Genomic DNA, 24,211 nt, shown 5'->3' with positions numbered 1-24,211 from the left:
GTCAGCCGACCGGGACGAGGGTCACCTCGGCGGTGCCGGTGAGCGGGGGAAGCCCGTTCACGCCGGGGTCGGTGTAGCTGGCCGTGAACACGCCCCGCAGGTCGTCGTGTTCCGGGTCGTGCGAGTCGTCCAGGGCGGTCGTGATCGAGCCGACGCAGCCGCGGGCGGTGGTGAGCGGGTGACCATGCGTGTCGTGGCCCAGGGTGTAGGTCACGGAGACCCGCGAGCAGTCGAACGGCTGGTCGTCGGTGACGGTCACCTCGTAGGCGATCGTGTCACCGAAGGAGAACTCCTCGCCGCCGGCCGGGGTGACGAAGGAGACCTGCGGCACGTCGTTGCCGATGACGATCTCCACCTCGGCGTTGGCGGCGCGGCCGGTGCGGTCGGTCACCCGGAGGGAGGCGAGATGGACGCCGTCCTCGGAGTAGGTGAAGGTCGGGTTGGCCTCCCGGGAGTCGATCCGGCCGTCGGAGTCGAAGTCCCAGGCGTAGCGCAGCCGGTCGCCGTCGGCGTCCTCGGTGCCCTCGCTGGAGAAGTTCACGGTCAGCGGCGCGTGTCCGCCGGTGACGTCGGCGGAGGCGCGCGGCACCGGGGTGTGGTTGCCGTCGCGTCCTATGTAGTCGATGCGGGCGAGCTGGGCCTCCGGATTCTCGGCGAAGAAGCCCTTGCCGTACTCCAGCACGTAGAGCGCGCCGTCGGGGCCGAACTCCATGTCGATCAGCGAGGAGAAGTCCAGGTCGGCGAGGACCTCCTCGATGCCGTTGAGGTTGTTGCGGCGGTCGACGTCGAAGCCCCAGATCCGGTCCCGGCTGAACTCGTAGAACAGCGGGTGCCCTTCGTACTCCTGGGGCCAGGCGCGGGCGCTGTTGCGGGCCGCGACCCGCCGGTCGTACTCGTAGGCGGGGCCGGCCATCGGGGCGATGCCGCCGGTGCCGAGCTCGGGGAAGTTCTCCGACTCGCCGTAGCCGTACCACATCTGCGGCTGGACGACGGTCGGCAGCTCACGCAGCCCGGTGTTGTGCGGCGACTCGTTCACCGGGGCGGCGCAGTCGAACGGCTCGCCCGAGGTGTTCGTGGCGAAGTCGTAGTCGACGTAGGGGAGTTCGGGGGTCACGCAGTAGGGCCAGCCGTGGTTGCCGGCCCGGGTGGTCGCGAACCACTTCCCGGTGCCGTCCGGGCCCCGCCCCGGGTCGGCGACGCGCGCGTCGGGCGAGTAGTCGGCGACGTAGAGCGCGTCCGTCTCCTGGTCGATCTCGATCCGGAACGGGTTGCGCAGGCCCATCAGGAAGATCTCGGGCCGGGCGCCCTCCGTGCCGGGCCGGAAGAGGTTGCCGCGCGGAACGGAGTAGGAGCCGTCCCGGTTGACCTTGATGCGCAGCACCTTGCCGCGCAGGTCGTTGGTGTTGGCGGAGGTCCGCTGCGCGTCGTAGGCGGGGTTGCGGTCGGTCCGCTCGTCGATGGGGGTGTAGCCGCCGGAGGCGAACGGGTTGGAGTCGTCGCCGGTGGAGAGGTAGAGGTTGTCGTCGCTGTCGAAGACGATGTCGCCGCCGACGTGGCAGCAGATGCCCCGGGTGGCGGGGACCTCGATGATCCGCTGCTCGGTGGACAGGTCGAGGGTGTCGCCGCGCAGTTGGAAGCGGGAGAGCTGGGTGTAGCCCTCGAACGGCTCGAAGTCCTCGGGGGTGCCGGTCAGGGGCGCGTCGCCCTCGTTGACGTCCGGGGTGGCCGGGTCGTCCACGGGGGTGTCCAGCGGTGGGGCGTAGTACAGGTAGACCCAGCTGTTGCCGCGACCGTTGAAGTTCGGGTCGATGGCGATGCTCTGCAGGCCCTCCTCGTCGTGCTCGTACACGTCGAGCTCGGCGGCGAGGGTGTTGAGGCCGTTGTCGGGGTCGTTGATCCACACCTGCCCGCCGCGGGTGGTGTGCATCACGCGGCCGTCCGGCAGGACGGCGAGGTCGATGGGCTCGCCTGGCGTGTCGTTGAGGGTGACCTTCTGGAACTCGGCGGTCTGGGGCGCGTCGGGGGTCGGCTCGTGCCCCTCGTGGGCGTTGGCGGTAGCGGGTACGCTCAGCAGCGCGCCCGCCATCACCGCCACGAGGGCTGGAATGGTTTTTCTTCGCATTGCTTCCTCTTCGTGCGCGTGTGGCCGGCGGTTCGATCGCCCTGCCGTTCGGTGCCAGCGAGCCGGCGGGGCGTTGCCTGGTGGCGGCCGGTGGGCCGCCACCAGGAGCGAGGGGTGGCGAAGTGGCCCTGGTCGCGCGTCAGGAGCCGAGGTAGTCGTAGCCGACCTCGGCCGACTGGAGCGGCGTGACGTCGGGGGTGTCGTTCTCGACGATGTACTCGTCGACCTTGTGGGCCCGGAAGATGCGGGGGAAGTCGATGACGCCGGTGCCGAGGTCGGCCATGTCGCCGTCGGCGGCGCTGCGGTCCTTGACGTGGAACTGGATGACGCGCTGCGGCGCGCGGCGGATGACGTCGAGCGAGAAGCGCTCCGGGTCGCGCTCGCCGAGCTCGACGGCGGCCCTGACCGTCCAGTACAGGTCGATCTCCAGGTGGACGTAGCGCGGGTCGAGCTCCCGGGTGAGGATGTCCCACGGGGTGCGGCCACGGCCCAGGTCGGTGGTGAACTCGTGGGCGTGGTTGTGGTAGCCGTAGCGCAGCCCGAGGCGGCGCGCGGCGCGGGCCTCGACGTTCATCCGCTCGGCCCAGGCGTACCAGTCCTCGGCGTTGGCCGAGTTGAGGTAGGGCACGTTGACGTACTTCTGGCCCAGGATCAGGGCGTTCCGCAGCTTGGTGCGCAGCGCCGCGTCGTCCGCGCTGATGCCCTCGTGGCTCGAGGTGGTGCGGATGCCGAGGCTGTCGTGGAAGCGGCGCAGCTCGGTGGCGGTGCGGCCGTAGTAGCCGGCCTGCTCGACCTTGCGGTAGCCGATGCGGGCGAGCGAGCGCAGGGTGGCGTCGTAGCCGGCGGCGCCGCCCAGGTCCGAGCGGAGGGTGTAGAGCTGGACGCTGATCTTGTTGCGGGGCACCAGCGAGTGGCCGTGGCCGCCGCCGCCCTGGGGCTGGGCCGCCAGCGCCGCGGGGGCGGCCGCGAAGGCCGCGCCGGCGCCGATGGCGCCCAGGGCCGCGCCGCGCAGCAGCGTGCGGCGCCCGAGGCCGCGCGCGGCGAGCGAGTCGGTGAGGGATCTGTCTCCGTCGAATCCGTAGCACATGACGGCTCCTGTGTTTCTCTGGTGGTTCACATGGGGGGTCGCGCGGCCCGGGCTCGTGGGCCCGGGCCGCGGCGCCTTGGGGAGGGTCAGGGAGCGGTGGCCGGCGTGGTCGGGGCGGGCAGCGTGGTCCAGGCGCCGCCGGCCTCGTGCGACTCCTCGACGGCGGCCAGCACCCGCTGCACCCGCAGGCCGTCCTCGAAGGACGGCTCCGGGTCGGTGCCGTCGGCGATGGCCGTCAGCAGGTCGACGGCCTGGTGGGCGAAGGCGTGCTCGTAGCCGAGGCCGTGGCCCGGCGGCCACCAGGCCTCGATGTAGGGGTGGGTGGGCTCGGTGACCAGGATCCGGGTGAAGCCCTGGACGTTCTGGTCGACGGTGGCGTCGTGGAAGTGGAGGACGTTGAGCTCCTCCAGGTCGAACGCCAGGCTGCCGCGGTCGCCGTTGAGCTCGATCCGCAGCGCGTTCTTGCGCCCGGTGGCGTACCTGGTGGCCTCGAAGCTGGCGAGCGCGCCGCCGTCGAAGCGGCCGAGGAAGACGGCCGCGTCGTCGACGGTGACCTCGCCGGTGCCGCCGCCGTCCGGCAGGGGCCGCTCGCGCACGAAGGTGTCGACGACGGCGCTGACCCCGGTGACCAGCTCCCCGGTGAGGTACTGGGCCAGGTCGACGGCGTGCGCGCCGATGTCGCCGAGCGCGCCGGAGCCGGCCCGCTCCTTCGACATCCGCCAGGTGTAGGGCGCCGACGGGTCGGTCAGCCAGTCCTGGAGGTAGCGGGCCCGCACGTGCCGCAGCCGCCCGAGCCGGCCCTCGGCCACCAGCCGGCGGGCCAGCGTGAGGGCCGGGACCCGCCGGTAGGTGAAGCCGAGCATCGAACGCACGCCGCGCTCCCTGGCCTTGGCCGCCGCCTCCGCCATGACCTCGGCCTCGGCGACGGTGTTGGCCAGCGGCTTCTCGCACAGCACGTGCTTGCCGGCCTCCAGGGCCGCGACGGCGATCTCGGCGTGCGTGTCGCCCGGGGTGCAGACGTCGACGAGGTGCACGTCGTCCCGCGCCACCAGCGCCCGCCAGTCGGTCTCCACCACCGGCCAGTCGAACCGGTCGGCCAGCTCGCCGGCCGCCTCCCGGTTCCGGCCGCCGAGGGCGGCGAGCCGGGGGCGCAGCGGCGGGGCGAAGAAGCTTCTGGCGTTGCGCCAGCCCTGGGAGTGGGCCATGCCCATGAAGCCGTAGCCGACCATGCCGATGCCGAGCGTCTCGCCGGCGGCCGGTGGGGCGGTGCGTGGGCGGTTGTTCGAGCTGCTGAGCGTGCTCATGCGACCTCCGTCGTCGGGGAGTGGGGACCTCCGGCTGTGCCTGCGGCCGTCGTGCCTCCGGCCGTCAGGACTCGAAGCCCATCGGGAGGTACTCCTCGACGTTCTCGGCGGTCACCACGGGGGCGTCGAGCACGATGCGGCGCGGCACCTCGACCTGCACCAGGTCGGACAGGCCACGGTCCTGGGCGATCAGCCGGGCGAGCTTGATGCCGTCGCCGGCCTGGGTGGCCGGGTAGATGACGGTGGCCTCCATCTCGCCGCTCTGGATCCAGCGCATCGCGTTGGCCGAGCCGGCGCCGCCGATGAAGAAGAACTCGTCGCGGCCGGCGTTGTCGAAGGCGGCCTTGACGCCCACGCCCTGGTCGTCGTCGTGGTTCCAGATGATGTCGATCTCGTTCGCCGCCTGGAGCAGGTTGGAGGCGGCCTCCTCGCCCGACTCGACGGTGAACTCGGCGGCGACCCGGTTGTCGACGTCCTGCCCGCAGGCCTCGAGCGCGTCGGCGAAGCCCTGGGAGCGCTCCTGGGTGAGCGGCAGCGAGTCGATGCCGGCGATCTCGGCGATGACGGCGTCGTCGCCGAGGTTGTTCTCGGCGACCAGCTGGCAGGCGTACTCGCCGGCGGAGACGCCCATGCCGTAGTTGTCGCCGAGGATGGTGGTGCGGGCGGCGGCGTCGTCGGAGAACTCACGGTCCACGTTGACCACCGGTATGCCGGCCTCCATGGCCTGGGTGGCCACCTGGGTGAGCGCGGCGCCGTCGGTGGGCAGCAGCACGATGGCGTCGACGCCGTCGTTGATGAAGGTCTCGATGTGGCTGATCTGGGTGGACGGGTCGTTGGTGCCCTCGGCCATCCGCAGCTCGACGTCCGAGTACTGCTCGGCGGCCTGCTCCGCGAAGGTGTTGATGGCGGCCAGCCAACCGTGGTCGGCCTGCGGACCGGAGAAGCCGATCACGACGTTCTCGCCGGGCTCGTCGTTGGAGCTGGCGGCGTTCTGCTGCCCGCCGTCGGTCTCCTCCTCGCTCTCCTCGGGCGTGTTGCTGGTGCAGGCGGCGAGCAGGCCGACCGCGGCCAGGCCGACGCCGACCCGGGTGACGATCCGGCGCGCGCCGCTGCGGGGGAGGTTTCTGGACATGGCTGTCTCCGGTCAGGACGAAGGGGTGGTGAGTAAGAGAAAGAGGGATGGCGGACGTCGGGCCCCTGGATCAGGGCTCGACGGGCGACGCGTCGGCCGCGGCTCGCCCTACGGGGTGCCTCGCCCGGAGACGCGCTGCTGGAGCAGCACCGCGGCGACGATGATCGCGCCCTTGGCGACGGCCTGCGTGGAGGAGTCGAGGTTGTTGAGGGTGAACACGTTGGTGAGCGTGGTGAAGATCAGCACACCGAAGACGGTGCCGACGACGGTGCCGCGGCCGCCGCTGAGCAGGGTGCCGCCGATCACCACGGCGGCGATGGCGTCGAGCTCCATCAGGCCGCCGTGGGTGGAGGTGCCGGCGGTGGTACGGGCCAGGATCATCACGGCGGCCAGGCCACAGGCGAGGCCGAGCAGCAGGTAGAGGATGGCGCTGTGCCGGCGGACGTCGATGCCGGCGAGCCGGGCCGCCTCCGGGTTGCCGCCGACCGCGAGGGTGCGGCGGCCGAAGGTGGTGCGGTTGAGCAGCACCCAGCCGCCGGCCGCGGTCAGCGCGAAGATGATCACCAGGACCGGGACGCCGAGCACCTCGGCGCCGAAGAAGTCGATGAGCCCGGTCTCGGTCACCACCTGGGTCTGCCGGTCCGAGATGAGCTCGGCGAGGCCGCGTGCCGCCGCCATCATGGCGAGGGTGGCGATGAACGGCGCCATCCGGCCGTAGGCGATCAGCAGCCCGTTGATCAGGCCCGCGCCGGCGCCCACCAGCAGGGCCGTGGTGACCATCACGATCCAGTGGAAGTCGGCCGCCATCTGCTGGGTGGACAGCGTGGTCGCCCAGACCGAGGCCAGCGCCAGCACCGCGCCCACGGACAGGTCGATGCCGCCGCCGGTGATGACGAACGTCATGGCGACGCTGACCACGCCGACCACCGAGGCCAGGCGCAGGATCGTCATCATGTTGTCGAAGGAGGCGAACCGGTCCCCCGCCGTCGCGGCCCCGATCACGCACAGCAGCAGCAGGGCTATGACCAGGCCCAGGTTGCGGCCGGCCGGGCTGGAGAGCAGCGCGCCGATCCGCGCGGCGCCCTGCGGCGCGACCCGCACGGCGTCGCCGGGCCGCTGCTCGGCTTCTGTCTGAGCGCTCACTGTGAACTCTCCTCGTTCGCTTCTCTGTTGCCGCGGCGACGGCCGGCGCCGGGTCGCGGCTGCTCGCCACTCATGCTCGTTCGGTTCCCGCGGGCACCAGCTCGCCCTCCATCACCAGGTCGAGGACCCGGTGTTCGTCGATGTCCTCGGCGGCCGACTCGGCGACGACCCGGCCGTCGGAGATCACCAGCACCCGGTCGGAGAGGCCGATGACCTCCTCGATCTCGCTGGACACCAGCACCACGCCGATGCCCTGGTCGGCGAGGTCCCGGATGAGGGCGTAGATCTCGGCGCGCGCGCCGACGTCCACGCCGCGGCTCGGCTCGTCGAGCAGCAGCACCTTGCAGCCGCGCAGCAGCCAGCGGGCCAGCACGACCTTCTGCTGGTTGCCGCCCGAGAGGTTGCCCACCGGGCGGTTGACGCCGGCGGGGCGCACGTCGAGCGCCTCGGTGTGCTCGCTCGCCGCGCGGCGCTCCCGCGCGTTGTCCATGAAGCCGGCGCGGTGGAAGCGGGCCAGGCTGGCGAGCGTGACGTTGCGGTAGACGGCGTCGCCGAGGATCAGGGCCTGGCTCTTGCGCTCCTCGGGGCAGAAGCCGACCCCGGCGGCCATCGCGGCGCCGACCCGGCCGGGGCGCAGCGTCCGGCCGGCGACGCGCACGGTGCCGGCGGTGGCCTTGCGGGCGCCGTAGACGGTCTCCAGGATCTCGGAGCGCCCGGAGCCGACGAGCCCGGCGAGGCCGACGATCTCGCCCGGCCGCACGCTGAACCCGACGTCGGTGAACTCGCCCTTCCGGCTGAGCCCCTCCACCTCCAGCACCGGCTCGGCCGGCACCTCGGACGCGGCGGCGCGCTCGGGGAAGACGTACTCGATGGACCGGCCGGTCATCAGCCGGATGATCTCGGGGGTCGGGGTGTCGGCCGCCGGCAGCCCGGAGGCCGCAGTGCGGCCGTCCTTGAGCACGGTGATCCGGTCGCCGATCCGCCGGATCTCCTCGAGCCGGTGCGAGATGTAGATGATCGCGATGCCCTGCGCCGCGAGGTCGGCGATCACCGTGAAGAGGCGGTTGACCTCCTCCTGGTCCAGGACGGCCGAGGGCTCGTCCATCACGATCAGCTGGGCGTCGTGCGAGAGGGCGCGGGCCATGCTGACGATCTGCTTGCCGGCCGCGGAGAGCGAGCCGACCTCCTGGGTCGGGGACATCTCGGGGTGGCCGAGGCGGCGCAGCAGCTCACCGGTGGCGGCGTTGATCTCGCCACGCGCGGTGAAGCCGAACTGGGCGCGCTCGTGACCGAGGTAGACGTTCTCGGCCACGGACAGACCGTCCACCAGGTCGAGTTCCTGGTAGATGGTCGCGATGCCGCGGTCCAGGGCCGCCATCGGGCGCGGGAAGCGGACCTCCTCTCCGCGCCACAGGATCCGCCCGGCGTCGGGCTGGTGGGCGCCGGCCAGGACCTTGATGAGGGTGGACTTGCCTGCGCCGTTCTGGCCCAGGAGGCAGTGCACCTCGCCCGGCAGGACGTCCATGTCGATGCCGTCGAGGGCCTTCACGCCGGGGAAGTGCTTGACGATTCCGTGCATCGCCAACAGCGGTTCACGTACGTCCTCCGCCGCGGACGGGCCGGACGTCTTCGGGGGGCCAGTCATGGGCGACAAGGTAGGAAGGCTTTTACCGGACGTCAATAGAAAGCACAGCTGTTTCTGATCGAAGCTTGTGCGGTAACTGAACTAAGCCCCCTACGTTGTATCGTTGACCACGCACTTAAGGTCCGCAGGCGACAGAAGGGCAGGGCCACCATGGCGGAGAACGGCTCCCTCCCCGCCGGTCAGGCGGCGGGCACGGCCGCGCTGCTCTGGCTCGTGCGCGACGGCCGGCCGCGGACCCGAGCCGAGCTGGTCGCCGAGACCGGCATGGGGCGCTCGACCATCGCCGAGCGCGTCGACACGCTGCTCGGCTCCGGGCTGCTCACCCAGACCGACAACGCGCCCTCCACCGGCGGGCGACCGCCGTCCACCTTCGTCTTCAACGCCGCCGCCCGCGTCGTGCTGGCCGCCGACATCGGCGCCACCCACGCCAAGACCGCGATCACCGACCTGTCCGGCACCGTGCTCGCCGAGGAGGACCTGGCGCTCGACGTCGCGGCCGGCCCCGAGACGGTCCTCAAGCAGGTCACCGAGCACGGCGAGGGGCTGCTGACCAGGGCCGGGCGCGGCCGCGCCGACCTGCTCGGCATCGGCCTCGGCCTGCCGGGCCCCGTCGAGCACGCCTCGGGCAAGCCCACCAACCCGCCGATCATGCCCGGTTGGGACGGCTTCGACGTGCCCGGCTTCGTGGAGGAGCTGGTCGGCGCCCCGGCGCTGGTCGACAACGACGTGAACCTGATGGCGCTCGGCGAGCACCGCACGCAGTGGCACGACCAGCAGCACATGATCTTCGTCAAGATCGCCACCGGCATCGGCAGCGGCCTGATCGCCGACGGCCGGCTGCACCGCGGCTCCCAGGGCGCCGCCGGCGACATGGGCCACGTCCAGCTCCCGCACGAGGCCGACGTGCCGTGCCGCTGCGGCAACACCGGCTGCCTGGAGGCCGTCGCCAGCGGCGCCGCGCTCGCCGCCCGGCTCACCGAGCTGGGCAACGAGGCCCGCACCAGCGCCGACGTGGTCGCCCTGGCGCGCAACGGCTCGGTCACCACCTTGAAGCTGGTCCGCCAGGCCGGCCGCCACATCGGCGAGGTGCTGGCCACCGCGGTCAGCTTCTTCAACCCCTCGGTGATCGTCATCGGCGGCGCCCTCTCCCAGGCCGGCGAGCACCTCGTCGCCGGCATCCGCGAGGTCGTCTACCAGCGCTCACTGCCGCTGGCCACCCAGGACCTGCGCATCGTCCAGTCCCGCGCCGGCGAGCGCGCCGGCGTCTACGGCGCCGCCGCCATGGTCGTCGAGCACGCCTTCGCCCCGGCCCACCTCCCCCGCTACCTGATGACCCCCGAGGCGGCCGACCCGGTCACGGCCTGACGCCCGGTCACCGGATCGCGGCTCAGGCGGGCGTCGGAGCCCCGGTGAGCTCCACACTCCTGTCCCACAGCCGCCGCCGGGCCGCGGCGTCGTACGCCTGGGCGTGCGCCCGGCTCTCCCGGGTCCGGTCGTAGAACCGGCCGGTGGTCGTGGCGAGTTCGGGGGCGAGGACGAGGCGGCGGGTGGCCGCCACGCCCTCCTCCAGGGTGTCGACGCTGCTGCCGAGGTCGGCGAGCACCATCTTCGTCGGCATGTAGGTGGCGGGGTGGAGGCTGTTGACGGTCACCTCCTCGGCGGGCAGCCGGCCGGCGAGCTCGAAGCCGCACATGATCTGCGCCAGCTTGCTCTGGCGGTAGGCACGCCAACCGTCGTAGCCGTGCTCCAGCATCAGGTCGCCGAAGTCGATCGGGTGCTGGCCGAGGGACGCCACGTTGACCACCCGGGCCGGCGCCGACGCCCGGAGCAGCGGCAGCAGTTCGAGGGTCAGCAGGAATCCGGCGAGGTGGTTGACCGCCAGCCGCAGCTCGTGGCCGTCCGCGCTGGTGCGGCGGGTGCGACCGTCCGGCTCGCCGCCGCCGACGCCGGCGTTGTTCACCAGCACGTCGAGCCGCCCGGCCGTCGCACGGACCTCCTCGGCCATCCGGCGGACCTGGGCGAGCTCGGCGAAGTCCGCGACGACGGTCCGGGGTTCGCCGGCGCCGCCCGCCACCAACTCAGCGACGAGGCGGTCCAGCCGCTCCCGGCTGCGGCCGTGCAGGATGAGCTCGGCGCCGCTGGCCGCCAGGTCGTGGGCCAGGGCCCTGCCGAGGCCGTCGGTGGCTCCGGTGACGAGAACGGTGCGGGGCGGGTCGGTGGACTCGGTCACGGGTGGTCCTCCCGTTCGACGAAGTGGGTGGGGGTCAGCCGGTCGTGGAGGCGCGGACCTTCAGCGTGGGGATGAGCCGCTCCGACTCCGCCGGCTCGCCGGCGATCAACCGGGCCAGCAGTTCCAGCGCCCGGCGGCCCATCTCGTGCATCGGGGAGCGCACGCTGGTCAGCGGCACCGGCAACTCGGCGGCCAGCGGCGTGTCGTTGAAGCCCATCACCGCCACGTCGGAGCCGACCTGACGGCCGTGGTCGCGCAGCGCGCCCATGGCGCCGATCGCGGCGAAGTCGTTGGCCGCGAAGATCGCGGTGGGCGCGGGTCCCGGCAGCGCCAGCAGCCGCTCGGTGGCCGCCCGGCCGCCCGCCGCGTCGAACGGCGAGTGCACCACGTGCTCGGGACGCACCGTCACGCCCGCCTCCCGGCACGCCTCGACGAAGCCCGCCGTGCGGTCGATGCCGGTGCTGGCGTAGGGCTCGCCGGCGAGCACCGCCATCCGCCGGTGCCCGAGGGAGAGCAGGTGCTCGGCCGCGAGCCGCCCGCCGAGACGGTCGTCGCAGGTGACCGCGACATGGTCGGCGACATGCCGGCTGACCAGCACGAACGGCACCCCCCTGGCCGCCGTCTCGGTGAGGAAGGCGCCGTCCGCGTGCGCGTCGCCGAAGATCATGCCGTCCACCCTGCGGGCCAGCACCATCTCCGTGTGCTCCCGCTGGAGCCGGGGCTGGTCACGGGTGTTGGTGACGAAGGTCGACAGGGCGCGCTCGGAGGCGGCCTCCTCGATCCCCTCGTAGATGGTGGCCAGCACCAGGTCGGACAGCCGCGGGACGAGCACCCCGACGAGGTTGCTGCGCTGGGTGCGCAGGCTGGTGGCGTGCGGGTTGGGCTGGTAGCCGAGCCGGTCGGCGAGCTCCCTGACCCGGGCGATAGTGGCCGGCGAGGCGGCCCTGCGGCCCTCGTCCGGCTTGGCGTGCAGGACCCGGGAGACGGTCGACACGTGCAGCCCCAGCTGGTCGGCCAGCGTCCGCAGGGTCACCTGGGGCCGGTGCGGGTCCGTGGCCATGGCTGATCGCGCCTCCGCTGCAGGGGTCACCGACGCCGGGCGGGCGCGCCAGGTGCCAGGCGTGCACTCGGGGGGACGGTGGTTTCCCGCGATCGTAACAGCGGGGTAATTGACCGCGACAGGAAGGCCGTGCACACTGACGCAATCGATTGGCCCAATCGATTGGCCAAACCGCTCGCCCAACCTCGGGAGGCGCCCAGTGCGCAGGGTCGTAGTGCTCACCACCGGCGGAACCATCGCCTCGCGCCCGGACGGGCGCGGCGCGAGCCGGGCCGTGGACGGGGCCGGGACGCTGCTGGCCCGGCTGGCCGGCGAGCCCGGCGTGCCGGTCGAGGGCGTCGACGTGCTGCGCGTGGGCAGCTACCTCCTCACCCCCGGCGACATGGCGGCGATCGTCGCCCGCGCCCACGAGGCGCTGGCCGACCCCGACGTCCTCGGGGTGGTCGTCACCCACGGCACCGACGCCCTGGAGGAGACCGCCTTCCTGGCCGACCTGGTGCACGAGGACGCCAGACCCGTCGTCTTCACCGGCGCGCAACGGGACGCCAGCGCCGTCGACACCGACGGACCGCGCAACCTCGCGGACGCCATCAGCGTCGCCGCCGCACCGGAGGCCGCCCGGCTCGGCGCCCTGGTGGTCTTCGACGGCCGGATCTACCCGGCGCGCGGGACCCGGAAGACCCACACCCTGGCCTCCGCCGCCTTCGCCGCCCCCGACTCGGGCCCGATCGGCCTGGTGCGCGACGGGGTGGTGACCCTGACGGCCCGGCCCGTCCGGCTCCCCGGGCTGCCCCTCGGCGAACTCGACCTGGACGGCGTGCGGGTGGACATCGTCCCCTGCTACCCCGGCTCGGACACCGTGGCCCTGGACGCGGTCACCGCCGCCGGCGCCCAGGGTGTGGTGCTCGAAGCCACCGGCGCCGGCAACGCCAACCACGCCGTCTGCGCCGCCGTCGCCCGGCTGACCGCCGCGGGCGTCGTCGTCGGCCTCTCCACCCGCGTGCACGCCGGCCCGGTGGCGGCGCTCTACGGAAACGGCGGTGGCGTGGACCTGATCGAGGCCGGCGCGGTCCCGCTGGGCAGCCTGCGCCCCGCCCAGGCCCGCATCCTCCTCATCGCCCTGTTGGCCCGCGACCGGGACCCGGCGCGCGCCACCCGCGACCTGCCGCTCCTGGCCGGCGTCTCCCCCGGGCCCACCCCGCACCCGCTCACCGCCCACCGCGCATCCGACCACCCCTCTCCCGTCCCCGACCTGACCTGACCCGCCCCGCTCGCGCCGCCCCGGAAGCGGCTCCCCACCACTCTCCCCGGCCACCGACTCCGCCCATACCCCCGAAAGCAAGGACCGATCATGACGAACGTCAAGAAGGACATCCGTGTCGCCTTCGGCGTCGACGTCGACGCCGTCGCCGGCTGGCTCGGCTCGTACGGCGGCGAGGACTCGCCCTGCGACATCTCGCGCGGCATGTTCGCCGGCGAGGTCGGCACCCCGCGCCTGCTGCGCCTCTTCGAGCGCTACGAGCTGCCCACGACCTGGTTCATCCCGGGCCACTCCATCGAGACCTTCCCCGACCAGACCCGGATGGTGGTGGACGCCGGGCACGAGGTGGGCGTCCACGGCTACTCGCACGAGAACCCGATCGCCATGACCCGGGACCAGGAGAGCGCCGTCCTCGACCGCGGCATCGAGCTGGTCGAGAGCGTGACCGGGCGCCGCCCGACTGGCTACGTCGCCCCCTGGTGGGAGTTCTCCCCGGTCACCAACGAGCTGCTGCTGGAACGCGGAATCACCTACGACCACTCCCTGATGCACGACGACTTCACGCCCTACCGGGTGCGCGTCGGGGACAGCTGGACCAAGATCGACTACTCCCGCCCGGCCCACGAGTGGATGAAGCCGCTGGTCCGCGGCGAGGAGACCGACCTCGTCGAGATCCCGGCCAACTGGTACCTCGACGACCTGCCGCCCATGATGTTCGTCAAGGCCAGCGCCAACAGCCACGGCTTCGTCAGCCCCCGGCACCTAGAGGAGTCCTGGCGCGACCAGTTCGACTGGGTCCACCGCGAGATGGACTACGCGGCCTTCACCATGACCATCCACCCCGACGTCTCGGGGCGCCCGCAGAACCTCCTGATGCTGGAGCGCCTGATCGAGTACATCAACGGCCACGACGGCGTGCGCTGGTCGACCTTCGACGAGATCGCCTCCGACTTCAAGGCCCGCTCCCCCCGCGCCTGATCCCCCTCCCCGCGCTCCCTGCCCCCGTCCCCTCACTCCCCCTCCCCTCCCTTCTCCGTCCCCCGCTCCCGGAAGGGCACGCCCATGTCCCCAGCGTCACCCCGCGCGGTGGCCGAGTCGGCCCCGCCGCCCGCCACCAGAACCTTCCCCCGGGTCGGCGTCCGCGCCACCCGCAAGGCCACCTTCATCGCCTTCCTCGCCTGGCTGTTCGCCGTCTACGACTACATCCTGTTCGGCACCCTGCTGCCCGAGATGTCCGACCACTTCGGCTGGAGCGACACCCGCGCCTCGTTCATCTCCACCCTGATCTCGGTCGGCACGGCCGTCGTCGCCCTCGGCGTGGGCCCGGTCGTGGACCGGATAGGCCGCCGCAGGGGCATGATCCTCACGGTCTCCGGCACCGCCCTCGCCTCCGCCGCCACCGCCGTCACCCCAGGCGCCGGCTACCTCGTCGGCGTCCGCTCGCTCGGCGGCCTCGGCCTCTCCGAGCAGGCCGTCAACGCCACCTACCTCAACGAGATCTACGCCGTCACCGAGGACGAGAAGATCAAGAAGCGGCGCGGCCTCGTCTACAGCCTGGTGCAGGGCGGTTGGCCGCTCGGCGTACTGCTCGCCGCCGCCTTCGTCGCCGTCTTCCTCCCCATCGTCGGCTGGCGCGGCTGCTTCCTCATCGCCGTCTTCCCCGCCCTGGTCATCGCCCTCGCCCGGCGCGGCCTCAAGGAGTCCCCGCAGTTCGAGCTGGAGTTGAAACTCCGCGAGCTGCGCAAGCGGGGCCGGGCCGACGAGGCCCGCGAACTCGCCCGCTCCTACGGCGTCGCCGAGGAGGAGTCGGCCCCGCTCGCCGCCATCTTCCGCGGCCCGGCGCTGCGCAACACCCTGGTGCTCGGCTTCGCGTGGATCGTCAACTGGTTCGGCATCCAGGTCTTCAGCGTCCTCGGCACCACCGTGCTCACCGAGGGCAAGGACGTCAGCTTCACCGGCTCGCTCGTGATGCTCATCGTCATCAACGCCGTGGGCTACCTGGGCTATGTCTTCCACGGCTGGGTCGGCGACCGCTTCGGCCGCCGCAACGTGGTGGGCGTCGGCTGGATCCTCTCCGGGCTCTTCTTCGCCCTCACCCTCACCGTCGCGAACGGCACCTTCCTCGTGGTGGCGCTCTACTCGCTCGGCATGTTCTTCCTCGTCGGCCCCTACGCCGCGCTGCTGTTCTACATGGGCGAGTGCTACGACACCCGCTGCCGCGCCACCGGCACCGCCTTCCTCAACGCCCTGTCGCAGCCGGGCGCGATCGTCGCCGGCCTCATCGTGACGGCGCTGCTCGCGGCCGACGTGAGCTGGAACGGCGCGGCCCTGCTCGTCGGCGCCGTCGGCACCTTCCTCTCCGGCTTCGTGATGTTCGCCGCCCGTCCCGTGGAGACCCTCGATGACTGACGCCCCCTCCCAGGTCGCCCTCATCACCGGCGCCGCGAGCGGCATCGGCCGCGCCCTCGCCGTCGCGTACGCCGAACGCGGCGTGGCCACCGTCGTGGGCGCCTACCCCGGCGACCCGCACGACCCGGAGGAGACGGCCGCCGCCGTGCGGTCGGTCGGCGGCCGGTGCGTCGTCCATGAGGTCGACGTGCGCTCCACGGCCCAGGTCGACGCCTTCGCCCGGCGTGCCGTCGACACCTGGGGCCGGCTCGACATCGCGGTGGCCAACGCCGGGGTGCTCCGCCGTGCCTCGCTGGCCGAGCTCGACGACGCGGCCTGGGACGATCTGCTCCAGGTCGACCTGACCGGCGTGCTGCGCACCCTGCGGGCCGCGGCCGCCCTGATGACGGGGCCCGGCGCGATGGTCGCCGTCTCCTCCATCGCCGGCGGCGTCTACGGCTGGGGCGAGCACGCGCACTACGCGGCGGCCAAGTCCGGGGTGTTCGGCCTGTGTCGCAGCCTGGCGGTGGAGCTCGCGCCGCGCGGCGTCCGCGTCAACACCGTGGTCCCCGGCTATGTCGTCACCCCGCAGTCCCTCGACCCGGTCAACTCCCTGGGCCCCGAGGGCCTGGACCGCGCCGGCGCCGGCATCCCGCTCGGGCGCGCCGGTCGCCCCGAGGAGGTCGCCGCCGTGATCCGCTTCCTCACCTCGCCCGAGGCGTCCTACCTGACCGGCCAGGAGATCGTCGTCGACGGCGGCCTCACCGTCCGCATGCCGGCCTGAACCTCCCTGAACCCCGAGGACCACCATGGCTGTTCTTCGTGACCGCACCGCCCTCGTCACCGGCGGCGCCAGCGGCATCGGCGCCGCCATCGCCGCCGCGTTCACCGCCGAGGGCGCCCGCGTCATCGTCGCCGACCGCCACCCCGTGCCCGGCGACGCGTCCGCCATCCGGCTCGACGTCACCGACGAGGCGTCCGTCTCGGCCGCCGTGGCCGAGGCGGAACGCCGCCTCGGCGGCCTCGACGTGCTGGTCAACTCGGCCGGCATCCTGACCGAGTCGCCGCTGGCCGAGATGTCGGCGGCGACCTGGGCGGAGACCATCGCGGTCGACCTCACCGGCGTCTTCCTGTGCTGCCGGTACGCGGTGCCGGGGATGATCGCCCGCGGCGGCGGCCGGATCATCAACATCGCCTCCCAGCTGGGCATCAAGGGCGGCGTCGGCCTCGCCCACTACGCCGCGGCGAAGGCCGGCGTGATCGGCCTCACCAAGTCCCTGGCCCTGGAGGTCGCCCGACACGGCGTCCTGGTCAACGCCATCGCCCCGGGGCCCGTGGAGACCCCGATGGTCGACGGCATCACCGAGGACTGGAAGCGCGCCAAGCGGGCCGAGTTGCCGCTCGGCCGCTTCGGTCGCCCGGAGGAGGTGGCCCCCACCGCCGTGCTGCTGGCCGCGGATCCGGGCGGCAACCTCTACGTCGGGCAGACGCTCGGCCCCAACTCGGGCGACGTGATGCCCTGATGTGCGGGGGCTGCGGCGGACGGGAGCCGACCGACTGGGCGCGCGGCCTGCACGCGGGCCCACCCGCGCGGGCGGCGCTGGCCGCCGCGGCGACCCGGCTGGCCGGCCGCCGTGGCCTGCGGGCCGTCGCCCGCCCCGGCGGCTGGCTGATCACCACCCCGACCGGCTCCACCGTGCCCTGCCACCAACTCACCACGCTGGTGGGCGCGTTGCGGCACGCGGTCGGCGCCCCGCCCGCGCCGCCGGCCCCTGACCCGGGCCAGCCGTCCGGCCGGCTGACCGTCCCACCGCCCGACGCCCGAACCCCCGTCCACCTCCGGATCGCCCCGGGCGCGCCGCCGGTGACCGGCGCGGACGGCCGCTGGACCGCCCCCACCGACGAGGCCGCGCTCCCCCTCCTCGCCTCCCTGGCCACCGGGCCGCCCGCCCTGCGCCACTACCTGGCGGGCATCTCGGGAGGCACCGCGCCGTGGGCCCGACCCGCCCCGTCCCCCGTGGACTTCGCCGACGCCGGCCCGGAGCGCGCCGCCGACCTGCTGGCCTGGGTCGAGTGGTGCCGCCAGGCCGGCGCCTTCACCACGACCCCACTGGCCGCCCGCCTGCCGCTCGCCCCGGACGCCGAGCTGGAGCTGGAGATCCGGGCCGGACAGGTGGTCAGGGCGACCACCGCCGGGCGCCGGCCCGCGTAGCGGGCAAGGTTCAGGGCCCGCCCCGCGGATCCCCTGGATCCACCGGGCGGGCCCTTTCGAAACGCTTCGCCTGCCGCGGGCCGAAGCGCCCCGCACGTCGGAACGACCGTCAGGCCGGCCTGTTTCCCCGGGCGTCCGGCACTCCGGCCGGCAGGGCCTAACGCATCAGGTCGAACGACGCGTCACGCGCCCGCTGCAGCACCCGGAGCGCCAGCGGGACGCTGGTGGGCGAGGAGGCCTCGGTGGCCTGCTCGCCGTGGCCCGCGTGGCTCGACTGGGCCGAGGAGGTGGCGTTCGTCGCCGCGTCGGCCGCCTCGGCGACCTCCTCGGCGCTCAGCGTCTGGCCGTTGCCGTAGGTGACCTGGCCGTTGCCGCCGTCGAAGACGATGTCCGAGCAGGAGTAGAAGTTCTCCTGGCTGTCGGACCGGATCCAGTGCACGAACATCAGCGCCGAGCCGCTGCGGCTGGGCAGCTGGACGTTCCAGTAGTAGTGGCCCGCCTCGCTGCCCACGTTGCCCCGCTGCGGCGGGTTGGTCACGGAGCTGATCCGCTCCAGGTCGCCCCAGCCGAGCGACTGGCTCGGGGACCAGCCCTGCCGGGTGATGTAGACGTCGAACCGGCCCGGGTGGTGCGCCCAGTTGCTGTGCCGCAGCTCGATGTTCGCGCCCGAGGTCAGGTGCGTGACCGGCCAGTCGGTGCGGGTGGCGTTGTAGGACGAGAAGTTGAACGGGCCGCGGTTGCCGCCGCTGCACAGCGTGCCGTCCGCGATGTAACCGGTCGTCCGGCCGCCGCCGTTGGAGTCGAGCACGGCGAACCAGTTGTACAGCGGGGTGGTGCCGGACTGCCGGACCGCGTTGGCACAGGCCGGGTTGGTCGGCATCTGGGTGCTGCTGTTGCGCTGCAGGTCCAGGTAGCACAGGTACGTGCGCGAGCCCGGCATCATGGTGGCCCCGTGCGCCGACGCCGGGGACGGAAGCGACGCCATCACGAGAGCGAGCAGCCCCACTCCCAGGACGCTCGCCAGGCGGAACTTGCGGACCGGAGAGCTTCTCCGGCCGGTGGGGGGTTGAATCGACACTGATTCTCCTCTGGAAGAGTCGTCTGCCTAGGCAGGCAGCCGACAGCACCGGCTCGCTGGCTGGCCCCTCGGTGCACCGACGGCCCGTCGCCGGTACTGCGACCGCGCATGGAAGCGCTCCCATAGCCAACGTAGCGTCAGCCGGCCCGTTCCGAAAGCGTCTGTTCGCCTGAAAGCCGCGGCGCTCACGCCGCGCCCACCGCGAACCGGCTCCCCGCCGGGACGGCGAACTCCCGGCGGGAACCGCGCGGTTGCGCGGCCTTCTCGCGGGTGGGCTCAGCCCAGGGTCTCCTTGAGCCAGGCCAGGACCTCCCGGTCGACCGGGTCGGTGATGTCCGCGAACTCCTCGTGCTTCTTGAGGTACTTGGCGACGTACGGGCAGACCGGCACGATCCGCATGCCCGCCGCGCGGGTGTCGTTCAACGCGGCGGTGACCAGCGTGGCGGCGAGGCCGCGGCCGCCGAAGGCGTCGGCGATCTCGGTGTGGTAGAAGACGCGTCGGTCGCCGCGGTCCCGGTAGGCGGCGAGGCCGGCCGGCTCGTCGCCGACGCTGATCTCGTAGCGGTCGCGGTCGGCGGCCCGCGCGACGCGCGGGGTGGGCTCGGTGGCTGGCTCGGTCATCGGTCGCCTCTCCCTGGGTGGGGTCGCGGTGCGGGGTTGCGGCGCGGGGTGATGGTGGCGTTGGGCAGGGCGGGGGCCGGCAGGCGCTCCCCCGGGTACCCCTCGACGGCGCCGAAACGCTCGGAGGCGCGCTCCCACTCCTCCCTGGCCCGGACGATGTCGGCGTGGTCCCGGCCGATGAAGTTCCACCACATCACTATCTCCTCGCCGAACGGCGGCCCGCCGAGGAGGATCAACCTGGCCGGCGCGTCCGCCTCGTTGACCAGCGTCAGCTCCCGCTCGCCGGTGTCGAGGAAGCCCAACTCCGAAGCGGCCAGCGGCTGTCCCGCCGCCCGCACGGCGCCCTGGTCGACGAGGACGCCGTGCTCGAACTCCGGGTCGACGGCGAGGGTGACGGACGCGCCCGCGTCGAGGACGAGTTCGGCGCCGAGCAGCGGGGTGTGGGTGCGCACGGGCGAGGTGACGCCGGCCAGGGTGCCGAGGAAGACGCGCGCCTGGCCGCCGTCGAGGGCGACCGGCTCGGGCGCGTGGTGCTGGAAGTCGCGGGGCGCGTTCCGGTGGGCCTCGGGCAGGGCGACCCACAGCTGGACGCCGTGCAGCAGCGTGGTCCGGTCGGTGGAGACCTCGGAGTGGCTGATGCCGTACCCGCCGGTCATGAGGTTGAGCTCGCCGGGGCGGACGAACGCGTGGTTGCCCATGCTGTCGCGGTGCTCGATCTCCCCGCTGAACAGCCAGCTGACCGTCTGCAGGCCGGTGTGCGGGTGCGGGGCGACGTCCATGCCGCCGGACTCGGCGACGTCGTCGGGACCGTAGTGGTCGGCGAAGCACCAGGCGCCGATCAGCGTCCTGGCCCGCTGTGGCAGGGTGCGTCGTACGGTCATCGCGCGCGGGCCGCCGAGGGGGACGGAGCGTGCCGTGAGCACCTCGACGCGGGCGCCCTCGTCACCCGGCGCGGGCCCGCACCGCGTCTCCGTGGGCTTCAGCTCGACGTTGCTCACCTGGCTCCTCCGCTCGACCGCGGCCAATGTGGTTTCATATTCAACCAAATATCATGGCTCGATGACAGACCCACTGTGCCACCACGCGAGGGAGACGGAATGAGTGACATGGCGGAGCAGGAGCAGGAGCAGGAGCAGGCGCAGGACCAGGCCCGGGGGAACGGCCACCGGCACGGCCAGGGTCGGCGGGTCTTCGTCGACAAGCAGAGCCCGGCCGCCTACCAGGCGTTCCGCCAGGCCGCCGAGGCGGTCCGGGCCACGGCCGCCGACGCCGGGCTCGACCGGCGGCTCGTCGAGCTGGTCAACATCCGGGTCTCCCAGCTCAACGGCTGCGCCTACTGCCTCAGCCTGCACACCCGCGCCGCGCTGCGCGCCGGCGAGACCTCGCAGCGCCTCGGCGTGCTGCCGGCCTGGCGCGACACCGAGCTGTTCTCGCCGCGCGAGCGGGCGGCGCTCGCCCTGGCCGAGGCCACCACGGACCCGCGCGACGCCGTCGCCCAGGAGACCGCCTACGCGGTGGCGCGGCGGGCCCTCGACGAGGACGAGATCTCCGCGGTGATCTGGGTCGCGATCGCCATGAACGCCTTCAACCGGGTCTCCATCCTCAGCAAGCACCCGGTCCGGGCGAGCACCCAGGAGCAGTGACCGGGGCAAGGGCGGAGCCGATCCCATGGCCTGACGTGACGCTCTGCTCTACCCTGTTTCACCACGCGTTCGTTAGACCGCACGGGGGGTACTGAGCGTGGACCGCGCCGTGGGACCGGGGAAGGTGATCGGCGGGCGCTACGAGCTCGTCGAGCCGATCGGCAGCGGCGGGTTCGGGAGAGTCTGGAAGGCGCACGACCGGCGACTCCAGGCGGACGTGGCGGTCAAGGGGCTGTCCGTGCCGCCGTCCGCGTCGCCCGTCGAGCAGGAGGAGCGGCTCAGGCGGTCGGAGCGCGAGGCCCTCAACGCCGCGCGGCTGCGCGACCACCCGCATATCGTGAGCGTGTACGACGTGGTCGTCGAGGACGACGTCCCGTGGCTCGTCATGCAGCTCGTCGTGGGGCGGTCCCTGAGCGAGCGCCTGCGGGAGTCGGGCCCGCTCTCCGCCGACGAGGCCACCGACGTGGCCAGGGCCATGCTGCACGCGCTCGACGCGGCGCACCGGGCAGGGATCGTGCACCGCGACATCAAGCCGGCCAACGTCCTGCTCGCCGACAACGGCGGGATCCTGCTGACCGACTTCGGGATCGCCACCCACGAGACGGACGTCTCGCTCACCGTCACAGGCGCCGTCATCGGCTCGGTGCCCTACATGGCCCCGGAGCGGGTCCTCGGCCGGAAGAGCGAGGCGCCGAGCGACCTGTTCTCGCTGGGGGTGACCCTGCACGAGGCCGTCGAGGGCGCCTCACCCTTCGATCGTGACTCCACGCCGGCGTCGCTGCACGCGGTGGCCTACGAGGAACCCCCGCCGCCGCGGCGTGCCGGGCCGCTGACGCCCCTCATCACGCGGCTGCTGGCCAAGGCGCCCGAGGACCGCCCGACGGTGGCCGAGGCGCTCGCGCTGCTCGACTCCCCGCCGGCGGAGACGGAGTCGCGGCGCGAGGCCGCCCCGCCGACCGCGGTCGTCACGGAGAAGGCGCCGCTGCCGCCGGAGGCCCTGCCCACGGCGACGGCCCTGGCCCCGCCGCGGGCGGTGTCGACGCCCCCGGTGGCGCACCCGCTGTCGCCCTACGCGCCGCCGGTCGGCGGCGCCGGGGTGCCGCCGACCGGCGGCGGTTCCGGGGCGAGGTGGCTGGGCTGGTTCCTGGCCGTCGCCCTGGCCGTCGCCCTGGGCACGCTCGTGATCGTGCAGGTCGTCGGCGACCGGGAGGAGGACCGGGGGTCCGAGACGACCTCGTGGGGTCCCGGGGAGTTCGGCAACGCGTCGTCGAGGACGATCGAGGACCTCGGCTCGGTCGAGTCGACGATCGAGGTCGCGGGCGTCACTGGCAACGCGCCAGGAACGCTCGGCGTCACCGTCGACATCAGCCACACCTACATCAACGACCTCGACATCCAGCTCGTCTCACCCGACGGCACCACCTTCGAACTCGACCCCTACGACGGATCCCACGAGTACACGCTCGACGCCTCGGCCGCCACCGCCAGCGGCACCTGGACCCTCCGCGTCGAGGACACCCTCTCCTCCGACTCCGGCACCCTCAACTCCTGGTCCCTGGACTTCGGCTCCCAGCAGGGGGAGCAGCCGACCTCCTCGGGCGGCGGGACGTTCGACAACACGACGTCGATGACGATCGAGGACCTCGGCTCGGTCGAGTCGACGATCGAGGTCGCGGGCGTCACCGGCAACGCGCCAGGAACGCTCGGCGTGACCATCGACATCAGCCACACCTACATCAACGACCTCGACATCCAGCTCGTCTCACCCGACGGCACCACCTTCGAACTCGACCCCTACGACGAACCCCACGAGTACACGCTCGACGCCTCGGCCGCCACCGCCAGCGGCACCTGGACCCTCCGCGTCGAGGACACCCTCTCCTCCGACTCCGGCACCCTCAACTCCTGGTCGCTGCGGTTCTGAGGCAGCGTCACCGCCGACGGGCCCTCGGGGCCGGGGCCGGGACGGCGCGGACCAGGGCGTTGATGAGGCGGTCCGGCAGCTCGCGGCCGTCGTCCGTGGTGTTGGCGATCAGCCGGGTCAGGTGGCGCATGGCGGTGGGCGAGGTGACGATCCGGCGGCTGAGCAGCGAGGTGAAGGACGGCTTGGTCAACACCGCCGCCCACAGGTTGCCGAGCCGGTAGTAGCGGCCGAGGCGGCGGTGGATCTCGTGGGGGTAGCGGTGCAGCGCGCGCTCCCGCGAGGCGCCGTCCTGGCGGGTCAGCGCCGTCGCCGCCACCTCGGCGGCCAACTCGCCGGCCTCCATGGCGTAGGCGATGCCCTCGCCGTTCCAGGGGTTGACCATGCCCCCCGAGTCGCCGGCGAGGAGCAGCCCCCGGGTGTAGTGCGGCAGCCGGTTGAAGCCCATGGGCAGGGCGGCGCCGCGCACCGGCCCGTCGACCGAGGCGGGGTCGGCGAGTCCCCACTCGGGCGGGGTGCGCGGCAGCCACTGGTCGAGCGCCCGCCGGGTGTCGGTCCGGCCCGCCGGCGCGCCGTGGACGATCCCGAGCCCCACGTTCACCCGGCCGTCCCCCATGGGGAAGATCCAGCCGTAGCCGGGGAGCGGCGGGCCCCCGGGGCGGCTGTCGATGTCGCCCCAGATGGTGAAGTAGGGGTCGTCGTGGCCGCCCTCCGACCGGTGGTAGCGGCGGATGGCGGTGGCCATGGGCCGGCGCGGCAGCCGCTCCACGCCGAGCGCCAGCGCCAGCCGGGCCGAACCGCCGTCGGCGGCGATCACCAGCGGCGCCTCGAAGCGCGCCACCCCGTCGCCGGCCTTCGCCAGCACGCCCCTGACCCGTCCGGCCCGGTCGAGTACGGGCTCGGTGACCTGCGTGGCGGTGCGCAGCCGGGCGCCGGCCTCGGCCGCCCGGCGGGCGAGGAGGTCGTCGAAGTCGTGCCGGGAACGGCTGAGGCCGTAGCCGGGGTAGCGGGCGTTCTCCTGGAAGTCGATCTCCACCCGCGCCCCGTGGGAGCAGTACCGCACGCCGCGCGTCCGGTGCCAGCCGGGGCCTTCGGTGTCGACGCCCATCCGGATGAGGTGGTGGACGGCGCGCGGCGTCAGGCCGTCGCCGCAGACCTTCTCGCGCGGGAACTCCGACTTCTCCAGCAGCAGCACGTCCCGGCCGTGCCGGGCGAGGTGGTAGGCGGCGGCGGAGCCGGCCGGTCCTGCGCCCACCACGATGACGTCGGCGGTCTCGGACACGTCCGGCCGGGAGACGTTCGACTCGGACACGATCGGTCTGTCAACCACGGGCATCCTCCTCCGAGGCACTGGCTACCCAGCC

General features: G+C 73.1%; 21 protein-coding genes. 9 read left to right on the top strand and 12 right to left on the bottom strand.

The window, feature by feature from the left end; all coding sequences use genetic code 11:
- Window position 1: 1 nt before the first annotated feature.
- From RNC47_RS12880 to RNC47_RS12855, 6 genes are all read right to left on the bottom strand, one after another.
- The gene (locus tag RNC47_RS12880; protein WP_311598403.1) at window positions 2–2,122 is read right to left on the bottom strand and encodes a PQQ-dependent sugar dehydrogenase; all 2,121 of its coding nucleotides are present in this window, start codon (window positions 2,120–2,122) and stop codon (window positions 2–4) included.
- A gap of 139 nt (window positions 2,123–2,261) precedes the next feature.
- Window positions 2,262–3,209 carry a sugar phosphate isomerase/epimerase family protein gene (locus tag RNC47_RS12875; RefSeq protein ID WP_311598401.1) on the bottom strand — a complete coding sequence of 316 codons (948 nt, stop codon included), beginning with the start codon at window positions 3,207–3,209 and terminating at the stop codon, window positions 2,262–2,264.
- 86 nt (window positions 3,210–3,295) lie between these two features.
- Window positions 3,296–4,513, bottom strand: a complete 1,218-nt coding sequence (locus RNC47_RS12870; RefSeq protein ID WP_311598400.1) for a Gfo/Idh/MocA family protein — start codon at window positions 4,511–4,513, stop codon at window positions 3,296–3,298.
- Between the two features lie 64 nt (window positions 4,514–4,577).
- Window positions 4,578–5,645, bottom strand: a complete 1,068-nt coding sequence (locus tag RNC47_RS12865; protein WP_311598398.1) for a substrate-binding domain-containing protein — start codon at window positions 5,643–5,645, stop codon at window positions 4,578–4,580.
- A gap of 108 nt (window positions 5,646–5,753) precedes the next feature.
- Window positions 5,754–6,788, bottom strand: a complete 1,035-nt coding sequence (locus tag RNC47_RS12860; RefSeq protein WP_394814768.1) for an ABC transporter permease — start codon at window positions 6,786–6,788, stop codon at window positions 5,754–5,756.
- 70 nt (window positions 6,789–6,858) lie between these two features.
- Window positions 6,859–8,367, bottom strand: a complete 1,509-nt coding sequence (locus tag RNC47_RS12855) for a sugar ABC transporter ATP-binding protein (protein ID WP_311598564.1) — start codon at window positions 8,365–8,367, stop codon at window positions 6,859–6,861.
- Window positions 8,368–8,583: 216 nt separating this feature from the next.
- Between RNC47_RS12855 and RNC47_RS12850 the strand changes: the two genes are divergently transcribed.
- A complete protein-coding gene (locus RNC47_RS12850) occupies window positions 8,584–9,798 on the top strand; it encodes an ROK family transcriptional regulator (RefSeq protein ID WP_311598396.1) in 1,215 nt (404 codons plus the stop codon).
- 22 nt (window positions 9,799–9,820) lie between these two features.
- Here RNC47_RS12850 and RNC47_RS12845 read toward each other — a convergent pair whose 3' ends face one another.
- Both RNC47_RS12845 and RNC47_RS12840 read right to left on the bottom strand, forming a co-directional pair.
- A complete protein-coding gene (locus tag RNC47_RS12845; protein ID WP_311598394.1) occupies window positions 9,821–10,663 on the bottom strand; it encodes an SDR family NAD(P)-dependent oxidoreductase in 843 nt (280 codons plus the stop codon).
- Between the two features lie 34 nt (window positions 10,664–10,697).
- Window positions 10,698–11,723, bottom strand: a complete 1,026-nt coding sequence (locus tag RNC47_RS12840; RefSeq protein WP_311598392.1) for a LacI family DNA-binding transcriptional regulator — start codon at window positions 11,721–11,723, stop codon at window positions 10,698–10,700.
- A 199-nt stretch (window positions 11,724–11,922) separates the two neighbouring features.
- Between RNC47_RS12840 and RNC47_RS12835 the strand changes: the two genes are divergently transcribed.
- The 6 genes from RNC47_RS12835 (at window position 11,923) to RNC47_RS12810 (ending at window position 17,584) form a co-directional block, all read left to right on the top strand.
- Window positions 11,923–12,984 carry an asparaginase gene (locus RNC47_RS12835; RefSeq protein ID WP_311598390.1) on the top strand — a complete coding sequence of 354 codons (1,062 nt, stop codon included), beginning with the start codon at window positions 11,923–11,925 and terminating at the stop codon, window positions 12,982–12,984.
- Between the two features lie 90 nt (window positions 12,985–13,074).
- The gene (locus tag RNC47_RS12830; protein ID WP_311598388.1) at window positions 13,075–13,962 is read left to right on the top strand and encodes a polysaccharide deacetylase family protein; all 888 of its coding nucleotides are present in this window, start codon (window positions 13,075–13,077) and stop codon (window positions 13,960–13,962) included.
- 84 nt (window positions 13,963–14,046) lie between these two features.
- The gene (locus tag RNC47_RS12825) at window positions 14,047–15,393 is read left to right on the top strand and encodes an MFS transporter (RefSeq protein ID WP_311598385.1); all 1,347 of its coding nucleotides are present in this window, start codon (window positions 14,047–14,049) and stop codon (window positions 15,391–15,393) included.
- Window positions 15,386–16,156: an SDR family NAD(P)-dependent oxidoreductase gene (locus RNC47_RS12820; RefSeq protein WP_311598383.1), complete on the top strand. Its 771-nt coding sequence runs from the start codon at window positions 15,386–15,388 to the stop codon at window positions 16,154–16,156. The genes RNC47_RS12825 and RNC47_RS12820 overlap by 8 nt, the downstream gene beginning before the upstream one ends.
- Window positions 16,157–16,181: 25 nt before the next feature.
- The gene (locus tag RNC47_RS12815) at window positions 16,182–16,895 is read left to right on the top strand and encodes an SDR family NAD(P)-dependent oxidoreductase (protein ID WP_311598381.1); all 714 of its coding nucleotides are present in this window, start codon (window positions 16,182–16,184) and stop codon (window positions 16,893–16,895) included.
- Window positions 16,895–17,584, top strand: a complete 690-nt coding sequence (locus RNC47_RS12810; RefSeq protein WP_311598379.1) for a hypothetical protein — start codon at window positions 16,895–16,897, stop codon at window positions 17,582–17,584. Before RNC47_RS12815 ends, RNC47_RS12810 begins: the two co-directional genes overlap by 1 nt.
- A 157-nt stretch (window positions 17,585–17,741) precedes the next feature.
- Here the strand turns inward: RNC47_RS12810 and RNC47_RS12805 are convergent, their stop codons facing one another.
- The 3 genes from RNC47_RS12805 to RNC47_RS12795 all read right to left on the bottom strand — a co-directional run bounded on the left by RNC47_RS12805 (window position 17,742) and on the right by RNC47_RS12795 (window position 20,281).
- Window positions 17,742–18,662, bottom strand: a complete 921-nt coding sequence (locus RNC47_RS12805; protein WP_394814767.1) for a lytic polysaccharide monooxygenase auxiliary activity family 9 protein — start codon at window positions 18,660–18,662, stop codon at window positions 17,742–17,744.
- Between the two features lie 276 nt (window positions 18,663–18,938).
- Window positions 18,939–19,283, bottom strand: a complete 345-nt coding sequence (locus RNC47_RS12800) for a GNAT family N-acetyltransferase (RefSeq protein WP_311598378.1) — start codon at window positions 19,281–19,283, stop codon at window positions 18,939–18,941.
- The gene (locus tag RNC47_RS12795; protein ID WP_311598377.1) at window positions 19,280–20,281 is read right to left on the bottom strand and encodes a pirin family protein; all 1,002 of its coding nucleotides are present in this window, start codon (window positions 20,279–20,281) and stop codon (window positions 19,280–19,282) included. The genes RNC47_RS12800 and RNC47_RS12795 overlap by 4 nt, the downstream gene beginning before the upstream one ends.
- Before the next feature lie 99 nt (window positions 20,282–20,380).
- Here RNC47_RS12795 and RNC47_RS12790 point away from each other — a divergent pair, with 99 nt between their 5' ends.
- A complete protein-coding gene (locus RNC47_RS12790; RefSeq protein WP_311598375.1) occupies window positions 20,381–20,926 on the top strand; it encodes a carboxymuconolactone decarboxylase family protein in 546 nt (181 codons plus the stop codon).
- Window positions 20,927–21,023: 97 nt separating this feature from the next.
- Window positions 21,024–22,850, top strand: a complete 1,827-nt coding sequence (locus RNC47_RS12785) for a protein kinase domain-containing protein (protein ID WP_311598373.1) — start codon at window positions 21,024–21,026, stop codon at window positions 22,848–22,850.
- Window positions 22,851–22,857: 7 nt separating this feature from the next.
- On the opposite strand, the gene RNC47_RS12780 is transcribed toward RNC47_RS12785, so the two are convergent.
- Window positions 22,858–24,177 carry a geranylgeranyl reductase family protein gene (locus RNC47_RS12780; RefSeq protein WP_311598371.1) on the bottom strand — a complete coding sequence of 440 codons (1,320 nt, stop codon included), beginning with the start codon at window positions 24,175–24,177 and terminating at the stop codon, window positions 22,858–22,860.
- Between the last annotated feature and the right edge of the window lie 34 nt (window positions 24,178–24,211).

It is taken from the genome of Streptomyces millisiae (genome assembly GCF_031845425.1).
Lineage (GTDB): Bacteria > Actinomycetota > Actinomycetes > Streptomycetales > Streptomycetaceae > Streptomyces > Streptomyces millisiae.
The sequence above is the reverse complement of the archived record's forward strand: the minus strand, read 5'-3'. Positions and strand labels throughout refer to the sequence as shown.

Coding starts and splice junctions, on each gene's coding strand:
- RNC47_RS12875 (WP_311598401.1), bottom strand. CDS start 3,209: ATGTGCTACGGATTCGACGGAGACAGATCCCTCACCGACTCGCTCGCC.
- RNC47_RS12850 (WP_311598396.1), top strand. CDS start 8,584: ATGGCGGAGAACGGCTCCCTCCCCGCCGGTCAGGCGGCGGGCACGGCC.
- RNC47_RS12820 (WP_311598383.1), top strand. CDS start 15,386: ATGACTGACGCCCCCTCCCAGGTCGCCCTCATCACCGGCGCCGCGAGC.
- RNC47_RS12880 (WP_311598403.1), bottom strand. CDS start 2,122: ATGCGAAGAAAAACCATTCCAGCCCTCGTGGCGGTGATGGCGGGCGCG.
- RNC47_RS12810 (WP_311598379.1), top strand. CDS start 16,895: ATGTGCGGGGGCTGCGGCGGACGGGAGCCGACCGACTGGGCGCGCGGC.
- RNC47_RS12800 (WP_311598378.1), bottom strand. CDS start 19,283: ATGACCGAGCCAGCCACCGAGCCCACCCCGCGCGTCGCGCGGGCCGCC.
- RNC47_RS12870 (WP_311598400.1), bottom strand. CDS start 4,513: ATGAGCACGCTCAGCAGCTCGAACAACCGCCCACGCACCGCCCCACCG.
- RNC47_RS12865 (WP_311598398.1), bottom strand. CDS start 5,645: ATGTCCAGAAACCTCCCCCGCAGCGGCGCGCGCCGGATCGTCACCCGG.
- RNC47_RS12790 (WP_311598375.1), top strand. CDS start 20,381: ATGAGTGACATGGCGGAGCAGGAGCAGGAGCAGGAGCAGGCGCAGGAC.
- RNC47_RS12855 (WP_311598564.1), bottom strand. CDS start 8,367: ATGCACGGAATCGTCAAGCACTTCCCCGGCGTGAAGGCCCTCGACGGC.
- RNC47_RS12830 (WP_311598388.1), top strand. CDS start 13,075: ATGACGAACGTCAAGAAGGACATCCGTGTCGCCTTCGGCGTCGACGTC.
- RNC47_RS12815 (WP_311598381.1), top strand. CDS start 16,182: ATGGCTGTTCTTCGTGACCGCACCGCCCTCGTCACCGGCGGCGCCAGC.
- RNC47_RS12825 (WP_311598385.1), top strand. CDS start 14,047: ATGTCCCCAGCGTCACCCCGCGCGGTGGCCGAGTCGGCCCCGCCGCCC.
- RNC47_RS12840 (WP_311598392.1), bottom strand. CDS start 11,723: ATGGCCACGGACCCGCACCGGCCCCAGGTGACCCTGCGGACGCTGGCC.